The organism is Massilia sp. Masssp94 (assembly GCF_059491305.1).
Genome location: NZ_CP168501.1, coordinates 5,852,842 through 5,865,391, shown reverse-complemented (window position 1 = coordinate 5,865,391; position 12,550 = coordinate 5,852,842). Strand labels below are relative to the sequence as shown.

The following is a 12,550-nucleotide window of genomic DNA, read 5'->3' as shown; positions in this document are numbered from 1 at the left end:
GCAACCTCGCACGACGTGGTCGTAAAAAAGCGACGAAACCAGGCTTTTTGGACGGGAACGAGACAGTTTTTTTCGCATGTAATACGAGAAATTACGAATGTTTTAACAGGATTTATCAGATCCATAAGGCGCTCCGCGTGGTTGGCATCGAGGTGGCAGGATAGTGTTCTCTCGACAACAACGCGACGCATGGACTACCTCGACATCCTGTTGCGCCTGACGGTCTCGGTCCTTGTCGGCGGCATGATCGGCCTGGACCGCAACCTGCACGGCAAGCCCACCGGCATCCGCACCCTGGGACTCGTATGCCTGGGCGCCTGCGTGTGGATCACCGCGATCCTCGGCATCCTGTGCGGCATGGGCTCGTGGCAGATCGCCGCGATCGCCCTCGTCCTCGTGTTCGTCCTGTTCGTGTGCGGCAAGCCCATCGAGCGGGCGTTGCACCGGCGCTGGCTGGACAAGCCGGAACAGGAGAAGCAGGCGATCCGCCTGCATGAGGAATGAGCGTCAGGACGCCGGCGGCACCACCGGCAGCTTGATCGTGAAGACGGTGCCGACATCCGGCTTCGACGCCACGTCGATACGCCCGCCGTGCTTGTTGACGATGCTGTACGACAGCGACAGGCCGAGGCCCGTCCCGCTGCCCACCGGCTTGGTGGTGAAGAACGGTTCGAAGATGCGTTTCAGGTTGTCCTGCGGGATGCCGCAGCCGTTGTCGCTGATCTTCACCCACACCCAGCCCTCGCTCGCCCCGGTGGCGATCGTGATCACGCCCTTGTTCTTGATGGCCTGGGCGGCATTCACGAGCAGGTTCATGAACACCTGGTTCAGCTGCGAGGCCAGGCACTTGATTTCCGGGAGCTTGCCGTAGTGCTTCTCGACCGTCGCCTTGTACTTGATCTCGTTGGCGACGATGTTGAGCGTCGTGTCCAGGCCCGCGTGCACGTCCGCGTACTGCCAGTCGTTCTGGCCGACGTGCGAAAAATCCTTCAGCGCCTGGACGATGTCCTTCACGCGCTTCAGGCCGTCCATCGACTCGCTCACGAGGTCGGCGATGTCGTCCTTCAGGTAGCCGAGGTCGGCCTCGCGGTTGATCGCCTCGATCTGCGCCGTCAGCGCCGAGCCGGGCGCCGCCTTCTGCACCGCCTCGCCGTACGCGTCCACCACGTTCAGCAGCGTGTCCACGTAGTGCCCCAACGTCCCCATATTGGAGTTGACGAAGCCGATCGGGTTGTTGATCTCGTGCGCGACGCCGGCCGCCAGCTGGCCGATCGACGCCATCTTTTCCGACTGCAGCAGCTGCTCGTGCGCCTCGCTCAGGCGGGCGATCAGTTGCTGCTGTTTCTGCTCCATGTTCTTGCGCGAGGTGATGTCCGTCAGCGAGCCGATGACTTCCACCGGCGTGCCGTGCTCGTCGCGGATCAGGCGCAGGCGGTCGTGCATCCACACGAACTCGCCGCTCGCGGTGCGGAACCGGTATTCGTATGTGCGCTCGCCTTCCACGAACAGCTGGGCCAGGCTGGAAAAGATGCTCGGCGCGTCGTCCGGATGGAGATGGTCGAACCAGAAGTTCGGATCGGCCAGCATCTCTTCCGGCCGGTAGCCGAGGACGTTGTAGGCATTGTTGCTCACGAACGTCATCTTGAAGTCGCCGCTGGGCACGGTTGCGTAGATGATCGCCGGCGTGTTGTCGATCAGGTATTGCAGCCGGACCAGGGGCGACGCGGCTTCGGCCGGCGCGGGACTCGACGATAGCGATTCGAAAACTTCAAATTCCATGGCGATGGCTCGACATATTTACGGAAATTCCATTATCCGGAGGAAACGCCGAGCGTGGGGGCTTTCTTGAAACTCTTGCATGCAAGAGTTTCGGTCGCTATCGCCTGATTACAACAGTCGGCCTTACTGCGCCTGGGTGTCCAGTGTCACCTGCGCCCCTTCGAGCCCGTCGGCGCTGGCCGTCAGGGTCAGCTTGCCCGCTTCGCCCGCCTTCGTCTTCACGATGGCCAGCGCCAGGCCGTTGAAGGCCTTGCGCTGCGGCGACTGGAACGCTTCCAGGTCGGTCGCGTCGCCATTGTCCGTCGCGACGATCTCGCCCGGCCCGGACAGCTTGAAGGTGATGCGGTCATGCGAGCGCGGTACCTGACGGCCATCCTTGTCCGCGATCGTGACCGTCACGAACGACAAGTCCTTCCCGTCCGCGCGCAGCCTGGCACGGTCGGCCGACACGAGCAGCTTCGCGGGCGCGCCCGTCGTCGCGACGGTGTCCTCGGCCCAGCGCTTGCCCTTCTTGTACACGACCGCTTTCAAGGTGCCGGGCTGGTGGACGACGTCGTCCCAGCGCAGGCGGTAGTCGCGCGGGCCGCGCTTCTTGCGGCCCAGCGATTTGCCGTTCAGGAACAGCTCCGCCTCGTCGCCGGACGTGTACAAATGCACCGGCGTCACCTGGCCCACGCGCTCCGGCCAGTTCCAGTGCGGCAGCAGGTGCGCCATCGGCAGTTCCGGACGCCAGCGGGCCTGGTACAAGTAGAAGCGGTCCTTCTTGAAGCCGGCCAGGTCGATGATGCCGAAGTACGAGCTGCGCGACGGCATCGCGATCTTCTTCAGCGTCGCCAGTTCCTGCGCGGCGCGCGCCTGCTGGGCGGGATCGGTGAAGTTCAGCAGGTTCGTCGTGTCGTCGTTGTACGGCGTCGGCTCGCCCAGGTAGTCGAAGCCGGTCCACACGAATTCGCCCGCCACGAACGGATTGTCGTCCTGCCCCTTGAATTCGACGTCGGGCGACGTCGCCCACGGCGGCGCCGTCAGGTCGTAGCTGCTGACCTGGAAGTTGGCGGCGCCTTTCGATTTGTCGTCGCTGACCGGGAAGAAGTATTCGCCGCGCGAGCTGATCGTCGACGCGGTCTCGCTGCCGTAGATCGGCAGGTAGGGCGCGGACGCATGCATCTTGCCGTACTCGCCCGGCTTGTAGTTGTAGCCGAAGATGTCGACCACGTTCTGGAAGCCGTTGTAGCCGGAATCCGTGTGGTTGTATGCGGACGTGATCGGGCGCGTGCGGTCCTCGCCGCGCGCGATCTCGGCCAGGTGCGCGGCCAGCTTCCAGCCTTCCGGCTTGCCCTGCTCCGGGATCTCGTTGCCGGTGCTCCAGGCGATCACGCTCGGGTGGTTACGGTCGCGCCGGATCTGCGCGCGCAGGTCCTTCTCGTGCCATTCGTCGAACGACGTGTGGTAGTCGTTCGGCGTCTTCTTTTCGTGCCACATGTCGAACGCCTCGTCCAGCACGACGAAGCCCATGCGGTCGGCGAGGTCCAGCAGCTCCGGCGCCGGCGGGTTGTGGCTCGTGCGGATCGCGTTCGTGCCCATCTCGCGCAGCAGCTCGAGCTGGCGCTCGAGGGCGCGCTCGTTGATCGCGCTGCCCAGCGCGCCCAGGTCGTGGTGCATGCACACGCCGTTCAGCGGCACGCGCTGGCCGTTCAGCAGGAAGCCCTTGTTCGCGTCGAACACGGCGCTGCGGATGCCGAACGGGGTCTCGACGACGTCCGTCACCTGGCCGTTTTCCGTGACGGTGGTGACGGCCACGTAGCGCTGCGGGCTCGCGATGCTCCACAGCTTCGGCTGCGGCACCGTCAGCGTCTGCGTGAGCTGGGCCTGGCGATCCGCCTCCACCTTGGTGACCTTCGTGGCCGCCTGGCGCGCGACCGGCGCGGCGCCGCGCTTGCCGGCCGCGTCGAGCGTGTAGATCTCGGTCGCGACCTGTACCTGCGCCGCGCGGCCGTTGCTTTCCACCGTCGCCTGCACGGAGACGGTGGCCTGCGCCTTCGACACCTGCGGCGTCGTCACGAACGTCCCGTACTGGGCCACGTGCACGGGCGTCGTCTTGACGAGCCAGACGTGGCGGTAGATGCCGCCGCCCGGATACCAGCGCGACGACTTCTCGGGATTGTCGAGCCGGATCGCCACGACGTTGTCGTTGCCCGGCTTCGCGTACGGCGTCAGGTCCACGCGCCACGACGCATAGCCGTACGGCCACCCGCCCACGTATTGACCGTTCACCCAGACCTTCGCGTGCGACATGGCGCCGTCGATGTCCAGGTAGACGCGGCGGCCCGCGTCGCCGGCCGGCAAGGTGAAGTGCTTGCGGTACCAGCCGACGCCCCACCACGGCAGCTTGCCCGTCTCGCCCGGGTACTCCTGCCTGAACGGCCCTTCGATGCCCCAGTCGTGCGGCAGGTCGAGCTTGCGCCACGCGGCGTCGTCGAAGGCCGGCTGGGAGGCGGCGTCCGCTGCCGCGCTGCCGGCCGGATCGCCTTTCGTGAAGCGCCAGCCGGCGTCGAACGACTGGCGTTCGCGGACGTCGGCCGCATGGGCGCCGCCGCACAGCATGGCGACGCCGAGGGCAACGATGGTGAGGGAACGGGGAAGAAGCGTCATAGTCTCGTCGTTATGGTTATGAGAAGGGAAACCCCAAGTATGAGCCAGCCTCCCCGCGCCCAGCTATATGAAATGGGCCGGGCCGGTATCCAAAAGCGCGATAGCAGAGCCTCCTTCACGGGTTCCCGTGCAGCCGTTTCGACTCGAATTCGGCGAACGCCTCGCGCACCGCCTCGTCCAGTTCCGTGTCGATCCATGGTTTCGTCAGGAACTTGAAGATCGCGCCCCGGTTGACGGCCTCCGTGACCGACTGCAGGTCCGTGTACCCCGACAGCACCATGCGCACGGCGAGCGGATACATCTGCTTCACGCGCGCGAGGAATTCGGTGCCGCTCATCCCGCGCATGCGCTGGTCGCACACGATGACGCCCACCTCGTTCGTCGCGAGGATCTCGAACGCCTCGCGCGCATTGCTCGCGACGAGCACGCGGTAGCCGCTCTGGCGCATCGCGCGCCGGATCGCCGCCAGCAGGTTCACTTCGTCGTCCACGTACAGCAGGGTGCGGTGGTAGGGCTGCGGCTGCAGCTTGTCCAGGGCGAGCGACTTTTCCTCGCGCAGCATGCGGCCGCAATCCTCGGGCGCCGCGGGCCGGCCGAACAGGTAGCCCTGCACCTCGTCGCAGCCGTGCTGCGCCAGCAGCGCCAGCTGCCCTTCCGTCTCGACGCCTTCCGCGATCACGTCCAGCCGCAGGCCGTGTCCCATCGCGATCACGGCACGCGCGATCGCCAGGTCGTCCGGGTCGGACGTCAGGTCGCGCACGAACGACTGGTCGAGCTTCAGGCGGTCGACGGGGAAGCGCTTCAGGTAATTCAGGTTCGAATACCCGGTACCGAAATCGTCGATGGCCAGGCGCACGCCCATCTCCTTCAGCTTGCACAGGATGTCGACGGTCTTCTGCGGGTCTTCCATCGACGCGCTTTCCGTCAGCTCCAGTTCCAGCAGCTTCGGTTCCAGCCCAGTCGCGGCGAGGGTTTTCGCGACCGTGTCGACGATCCGTTCCGAGAACTGGCGCGCCGACAGGTTCACCGAGACCGGCACGGCGCGCAGGCCCTCGCGCTGCCATGCCATCGACTGTTCGCAGGCCAGCCGCAGCACCCGCTCGCCGATGGGCAGGACCATGCCCGTCTCCTCGGCCAGGCCGATGAAGCGGCCCGGCGGGATCAGGCCCAGTTCCGGATGCTGCCAGCGCAGCAGCGCCTCGAAGCCGATGAGCTGCCCGGTGGCGAGACTCGCCTGCGGCTGGTAGTACACGATCAGCTCGTCGCGTTCGAGCGCGCGCCGCAGCGCGTTTTCGAAGCGGTAGCGCTCGTACACCCCGTCGTTGAGTTCCGGCCGGTAGAACGCGTAGCGCTCGTCCTTGCTCGCCAGGGCACGCTGCAGCGCCGCCTCGGCGTCCTGGGTGAGGCCGTCGTAGTCGTCGGCGTCGTTCGGGAACAGGGCGATGCCGATGCACGGGTCCAGGTGCACGTCCTCGCCGTCGTGGACGAACGCCTGGTCCATGCGCTCCAGCACCAGGCGCGCCAGCGCGGCCATCTCCGCCTCGTTCGCGCGCAGGGCGGCGAGCGTGAACGTGCGCTCGCCCGTGCGCGCGACCGTGAGGTCGGCGTCCTGGAGCTCGCCGAGGCGAGTCGCGGCCTGGCGCAGCAGCGCCTGTTCGGCTTCCACGCCCACGCTGGCGCGGATCACCTGCAAGCGCGTCAGGCGCAGCAGCATGTAGCCGAGCAGCGGCTTGCCGTCGATGACGCGGGCCTGCATCTGGCGCACGCGGTCGCGCAGCAGCACGTCGTTCGGCAGGCCCGTCTCGCGGTCGAAGTTGGAGAGATAGCGCAGGCTCTCTTCGGCGCGGCGCAGCTCCGTCACGTCCATGCCCGCCGTGACGACGTACTGCACGCTGCCGTCGGCGCGGGGCAGCATGGTCGACGACCAGATCACGGAGCGCACGGACCCGTCGCGCGCGACCCATTCGCCGCTCTGCTGCACGGGCATCGTCCCGGCCGGCGACGCATTGAATTCCACGGGCGCGTTGTCGGCGCGGCGGAACAGGTCGCGGAACGGCCGCCCCAGCACCTCTTCCGCACGCCAGCCCGACGTCTGCTCGCAGGCCGGATTGAACAGCCGGATGCTGCCGTCGCCGTCCACCACGCAGACCAGCGCCCCGGACAGGTTCACGACGGCCGCCAGCAGCGCACGCTCCGATTCCAGCGCCGCCGTGCGCTCGTCGACCAGGCGCTCCATGTTGCCGTACAGGTGCGCGCGCTCGACGGCGACGGCGATCTGGCTGCCGACCGTCTCCAGTACCTGGCGGTCGTCCTCGGCCAGCGGGCCGTCGCCGACGGTCAGGCACATCATGCCGCGGCTGCGCGTGCCGGTCGACAGCGGGACGCGCAGGCTGGGAAAGCCGCGGCACGTCGACCGCATCACGGCCGCCGGCTGCGCCCCGGCCGGCATGACGCAGGTGCACGGCTCCATGACCGCGCCGGTGCCGTCGCGCGCGCCGGCGAACGTGGGCCGGCCGTCGTGGTCGTGCAGCCGGATCGTCGCGCCGGTGACGCCCGGCAGGTCCAGCACGCGGTCGAGCGCGCGCTCGGCCACGTCCTGCTCCGACAGCACCGGATTGATCGCCTCCGCGACCCGGTACAGCCCTTCCAGCGACTGGTACGAATGGGCGATGCGCTCCTGCTGGGCGCGCAGCTGCTCCGTCATGTGGATCGCTTCCTCGTACGTCGAGATCAGGAGATCGAAAATCTGCTGGCGTTCCGCCGTGATGAAATGGGTCTGGCCGCCCAGGTTGATCTTCATCCCCAGCTGCACCCGCTCGTTGGAGCGCAGCGCGCGGTTGGCGAGGATGAAGCGGATGCGGCCCAGCAGGTAGTCCGCCTCGAACGGCTTGCGGATGAAGTTGTCGGCGCCGCAGTCCAGGCCCTTGATCACGTCGTACAGGCTGGAGAGGGACGTGAGCAGGATCACCGGCACGTCGCGCACGTGCGGGTCCTGCTTGATCGCCTTGCACATCTCGAAGCCGTCCATGCGCGGCATGTTGATGTCGGTGACGATGAGCGTCGGCGGTCGCTGTCGGGCCGCCTCCAGGCCCGCGCGGCCGTCGGACGCGATGCGCACGCGGTAGCCCACGGTTTCGAGCAGTTGCGCCAGCTGGCGGGCCTGGGTGGCGCTGTCCTCCACCACCAGGATTTCGATCTCGTGGGAGGCCACGGTATCGCGTTCGACGACGTTGTCGGGAGACGTGCTCATGGAAGGTCCCCAAGGGTTGGAAATACGGATGACGGAAACGGCTCGACCGGCAGGCGTGCCAGCACCTTGCCGATTTCCGCAGGCTCCAGCACCAGCATCGCGGCGTCCAGCCGCAATGCCTCGCCGGGCATGCCGTAGACGACGGCGCTCGCGCGGTCCTGCGCGATGGTCAGGGCGCCGTGCTCGCGCAACAGCTTCAATTCGGCCGCGCCGTCCTTGCCCATGCCGGTCAGGAGGACCGCCGCGGTGGCCGGACGCAGTTCGGGATCGATGGCGCGGAACAGGTGCGACACGGACGGGCACATGCCGTGTTCCGGCGGCGCCAGCACGAGCCGGCCGACGAGCCCCGGGCCCAGCGTCGCCTGCCAGCCTTCCGGGACGAGGCAGGCGCGCCCGCCCGCCAGCGGGGCGCCATCCTTCAGCACCTCCACCGGGTAGCCGCTGGCCTCGCCCAGCCACGTCGCCAGGCCGTCCATGAAGCCGGGCGCGAGATGCTGCACGATCACGACCGGCAGCGGATAGTCGGCCGGCAGTTCGGCCAGGATGTCGCGCAGCACCGTCGGTCCGCCCGTCGACGCGCCGACGGCCACGAGCCGCCGCGGCGCCCCCTGCAGCGGCCGCGCGGCCCGGCGCGCATCGCTCCAGCGCCGCACGACGCGCACCTCGGCCATCGCCTTCACCGTGCGCACGAGGTCGCGCGCGCTGTCCGCATGCGCCGGGTTGCCGATGCCGAGCGGCCGCCGCACCAGCACCAGCGCACCCGCCTCGATCGCGCGGAAGCTGGCGTCGACCTCGGCCCGGTCGTCGCTGCCGCTGACGACGACGATGCGCGTGGGGCATTCGCGCATGATGCGGCGGATGGCTTCGAAGCCGTCCATGCGCGGCATGTGCAGGTCCATCGTGATCACGTCCGGCTGCAGCTCGCGCGCGAGCTTCACGGCTTCCTCGCCGTCCGCCGCGCACCCGACCACCGCGAGGCCCGGGGCCGTGCCGAGGATGTGCATCAGCAGCGCCCGCACCGAATTCGAGTCGTCCACCACCAGTACCCGGATCATGATGCCTCCATCCCCGCCACCCGGCGCACCGTCGCCAGCAGGCGGTCCTGATCGAAACTGCCCTTCGTGAAATACGCGTCCGCGCCCGCGCGCAGGCCGGCCTCGCGCTGCTCGGGCGTCTGCAGCGACGTCACCAGGATCACGGGCAGCTCGGCGGTGGCCGGCGTCGCCCGGATGCTGGCGGTGAGCGCCAGGCCGTCCATGTTCGGCATCTCGACGTCGCTCACGACCACGTCGTAGCGCCCGGTGCGCAGGCGCGACTGCGCGTCGAGGCCGTCGACGGCCGTGTCCACCGCATAGCCGGCGCCTTCGAGGATGTGCTTGAGCAGCAGGCGCGACGTGACGGAATCCTCGACGACGAGCACCTTGCGCGGTCCCGCCGCCGGCGCCGGCGCGGCCGCGGCGGCGGCCCCCGCGAGCCCGCGCCCGGCGACGTCCTCGAGCGCGATCACGGGCGCAAGCGTGCCGTCGCCCAGCTGCGCCGCACCGCTGAACCAGCGCACGCGCCGCAGCAGCGGCCCCAGGGGTTTGGGCAGCAGGTCCTGCTCGGCGACGATGGCGTCGACCAGCACGCCGAACGCCTGGCCGCCCGCCTGCGCGGTGATCACGACGCCCTGGTCGCCGTCGGTGCCGGGCCGCGCCGTGCCGAACAGTGCGGCGAGGCGCACGAGCGGCAGCACGCGCCCGCCCACCAGCACGGTCTCGCGGCCCTCGACGGTGCGCACGGCCGCCTGCGCCGCGCTGCGCACGGCCTCCAGGCCGGCCAGCGGCAGCGCGTAGCGGTGGCCGTCGACTTCCACGACCAGCGCGCGCAGGCTCGCCACGCCCACCGGCAGCAGCAGTTCGAACGACGCGCCGGCGCCCGGCACGGTGCCCACGACCAGCTGGCCGCCGCTGGCCGCCACCTTGTCCGCCACGATGGCCAGGCCCACGCCCCGGCCCGACACGGACGTGACCTCGGTGCGGGTCGACACGCCGGCCCGCAGGGCGAGCTGCAGGCGCTGCTGTTCGCTCATCTGCGCGAGTTCCGCCGCGTCCACGCCGGCACGGCGCGCGACCGCGTCCGCGTCGATGCCGGCGCCGTCGTCGCGCACGCGCACGCACACCATGCGCGCGTCGCGCTGCGTCACCGCGATCTCGATGCGCCCGGCCGGATCCTTGCCCGCGCGCGCGCGCTCGTCGGGCGTCTCGATGCCGTGGTCGACGGCATTGGTGACGAGGTGGTTCAGCGCTTCGCGCACGACGCCCAGCACGCGCCGGTCGAGGTCCACGTCGGCGCCCAGCGTCTCCAGCCGTACCTGCTTGCCGCGGCCCCGCGCCAGGTTGCGCACGAGCGCGGGCAGCTCGCCGAACGCGGCGGCGGCCGGCACCAGCGCCGTTTCCAGCACGGCCTCGAACAGGCGCGCGCGCACGCCATGCAATTCCTTGCCCGTGTTTTCCAGCCCCGTGGCCAGCTGGGCGCACGCGAGCTCGAGGCGCGCCGCTTCGTCGTCGAAGGAGGCGACGCCTTCGCGCCGCCGCGTCGCGATCCCGGCCGCGAGAGCGTGCAATTCGTCGACGTGGTGGCGCAGCTTCAGTTCGACGGGCAGCAGGCCCTCCGCGTGGGCGCGGATCGAGTCGATGCAGCGGCCGTCGACGCGGATGCGCTCGTCCGTCCGGTTCTGCTCCGTCTCGTCCGCCGGCGGGTCCGGCTCATCCGGCTCATCCGGCACCTCCGACGCCGCCGGCGCTTCCTGCGCGGGCGCCTCGGCCGCCTGCGCCGGCATCTCGGCCGCGGCGGTCTCGAGCTGCGCCGCCAGCATGCCAGCCACCTTGCGGCTGCGCAGGGCGGGCGCGTCGACGACTCGGCGCCGCGGCGGCGGCCCGGTGCAGCAGGTCGAACTGTTCGGCCGTCGCCGACAAACCCGCCGCGCCGGCCGCGCGTGCCGCGCCCAGCATGCTTTCCAGCGCATGGCACAGGCGCTCCAGCTCGATCTCGTCGACGGTGCGCGCCGCGCCCTTGAGGGTATGCAGCACCTTCAGCAGGCGTTCGAACAGGACGTCGCGCTGGCCCCCGCCCGCCTGTTCGAGCGCCACCAGGCCCACGTCGATCTGGGCCAGGTGCTCGCGCGCCTCTTCGCCGAAGATGGCGCGCAGCCGCTCCCGGAATGCTTCGTCGGTCATCGCGGAATCAGAATTGGAAGCGGGTCATGGTCTGGCGCAGCGACTGCCCCAGCGCGTGCAGGTTGCGCGCGGACGCCTCCGCCTGGCGCGTGCCCGCCGCGTTCTCCGTGCTGGCCTGCTGGATGTTCTCCATCGCCAGCACCACCTGGTCCATGCCGGCCAGCTGCTGCTGGCTCGAGACGGCGATCTGCACCGCCGCCTGCGCCGCCTCCGTCATGTTGTCCGTCAGCCCGCGGATGGCCTCGCCGGCCTGCGCGGCCCGCTCGACGCCCTGCGCCACCGTCCTGGCGCCCTGCTCCGTGATCATCACGGCCGCGCCCACGCTCTTCTGGATCTCGCCGAGGATCTCGCGCACCTGGCGCGTGGCCTGGCGCGACTGCTCGGCGAGGCTCTTGACTTCCTGCGCCACCACGGCGAAGCCGCGGCCATGCTCGCCGGCCTTGGCGGCCTCGATGGCCGCGTTCACGGCCAGCAGGTTCGACTGCTCGGCGAGGCCCGCGACGGTCGCCGTGATCTCGCCGATCGCGTGGCTGCGCTCGGACAGGCGCACGACGGTGGACGCGATGGCTTCCATCTTTTCCTGGATCGATTCCATGCCCTTCATGCTGTCTTCCAGTGCGCGCCGCCCCTCCGCGGCCGTGCGGGCGGCCTGCTGCGCCGCGTCCGACACGGCGCGCGACTTCTCGGACGCCAGCAGCGAGGTCTGCTTGACCTCCTCGACGGTGGCGGTGGTCTGGCTGACGGCGGCCGCCGTCTCGGCCGTGCTGGCCGCCGCCTGCGCGGTGCTGGACAGGATCTCGCCGGCGGCCCCGGTCAGCGTGGCGACGCCGCGCGTCGTCTCGGCCGCGAGGGTGCGCCAGGACTGCACCATGTCGCCCAGTGCGCGCAGCATCTGCCCGACCTCGTCGCGGCTCGTGCCGGCCGGGACGTCGGCGCGCAGGTCGCCCGTCGCGATGCGCGCGGCCACGGTGGTCGCTTCCCGGAGGGGAACCGCGATGGCGCGGTTGAGCCACACCGTCTTCACGAACGCCAGCAGGACGACCGCCAGGTTCAGGACGATCAGCGTCACGCCCGCGCTTTCCACCAGCGCCTCGCCATCGCGCATCCGGGTCCGGGCTTCCTGCATCTGCTTCGCCGCGATCTCGTCGGCGACGGTCCTGAGCCGGTCGAACGTGTTCTGCAGGCGTCCCGTCGCCGCTTCGCCGGCGGCCGCGCGCTGTCCGGCCCGCACCTGCGGCAGCACGTCGTTGTCGCGCACGACGCCGTATTCCTGGTAGGCGTTGACGAGACGCGCGTAGTCCGCGGCAAACGCCTGGTCGGCGTCCTTGTGCGCGGCGAGCTCGCCGAGCAGCTTCCGGATCGCACCTTCCTCGGCCTCGAGCTGGCGGCCGAATCCCGCCTGCACGGTGCTGCCCGCAACCAGCGTCGACAGCAGCGCCACGCGTTCGCGGTTGATGGCGCTGCGCAGCTCCAGCACGTTCATCGTGATCGCCAGGTCGTCGTTGTACAGGCGTTGCTGCAACGCCCGCTGGCGCGCGAGTCCGTTCCACGACGAGAAGCTGGACAGCGCCATCGCCACGACGATCAATGCGAAACCGAGCATCAGTTTCGCGCGGGTGGAAAAGTCGGCCAGGGCGCGCATGGGAATCTCCTC

8 protein-coding genes are annotated in these 12,550 nt (G+C 69.5%); 1 reads left to right on the top strand and 7 read right to left on the bottom strand.

The window, feature by feature from the left end:
- The first annotated feature begins 189 nt into the window (after positions 1–189).
- Positions 190–504 carry an MgtC/SapB family protein gene (locus ACEN9G_RS25870; RefSeq protein ID WP_413343252.1) on the top strand — a complete coding sequence of 105 codons (315 nt, stop codon included), beginning with the start codon at positions 190–192 and terminating at the stop codon, positions 502–504.
- A 3-nt stretch (positions 505–507) separates the two neighbouring features.
- On the opposite strand, the gene ACEN9G_RS25865 is transcribed toward ACEN9G_RS25870, so the two are convergent.
- The 7 genes from ACEN9G_RS25865 to ACEN9G_RS25835 form a co-directional block, all read right to left on the bottom strand.
- A complete protein-coding gene (locus tag ACEN9G_RS25865; protein ID WP_413343254.1) occupies positions 508–1,779 on the bottom strand; it encodes an ATP-binding protein in 1,272 nt (423 codons plus the stop codon).
- Positions 1,780–1,902: 123 nt separating this feature from the next.
- Positions 1,903–4,428, bottom strand: coding sequence for a beta-galactosidase GalB (gene galB / locus ACEN9G_RS25860; protein WP_483127186.1), 2,526 nt, complete (start codon positions 4,426–4,428; stop codon positions 1,903–1,905).
- Between the two features lie 115 nt (positions 4,429–4,543).
- Positions 4,544–7,678 (bottom strand): EAL domain-containing protein, encoded by a 3,135-nt coding sequence (locus ACEN9G_RS25855; RefSeq protein ID WP_495605473.1) that lies wholly within the window; start codon positions 7,676–7,678, stop codon positions 4,544–4,546.
- The gene (locus tag ACEN9G_RS25850; RefSeq protein WP_483127184.1) at positions 7,675–8,733 is read right to left on the bottom strand and encodes a chemotaxis protein CheB; all 1,059 of its coding nucleotides are present in this window, start codon (positions 8,731–8,733) and stop codon (positions 7,675–7,677) included. Before ACEN9G_RS25850 ends, ACEN9G_RS25855 begins: the two co-directional genes overlap by 4 nt.
- Positions 8,730–10,535 (bottom strand): hybrid sensor histidine kinase/response regulator, encoded by a 1,806-nt coding sequence (locus ACEN9G_RS25845; protein ID WP_495605472.1) that lies wholly within the window; start codon positions 10,533–10,535, stop codon positions 8,730–8,732. The genes ACEN9G_RS25850 and ACEN9G_RS25845 overlap by 4 nt, the downstream gene beginning before the upstream one ends.
- Entirely contained in the window at positions 10,435–10,896 is a 462-nt protein-coding gene (locus ACEN9G_RS25840; RefSeq protein WP_495605471.1) for an Hpt domain-containing protein, read from the bottom strand. Before ACEN9G_RS25840 ends, ACEN9G_RS25845 begins: the two co-directional genes overlap by 101 nt.
- 7 nt (positions 10,897–10,903) lie before the next feature.
- The gene (locus tag ACEN9G_RS25835) at positions 10,904–12,538 is read right to left on the bottom strand and encodes a methyl-accepting chemotaxis protein (protein WP_483127182.1); all 1,635 of its coding nucleotides are present in this window, start codon (positions 12,536–12,538) and stop codon (positions 10,904–10,906) included.
- Between the last annotated feature and the right edge of the window lie 12 nt (positions 12,539–12,550).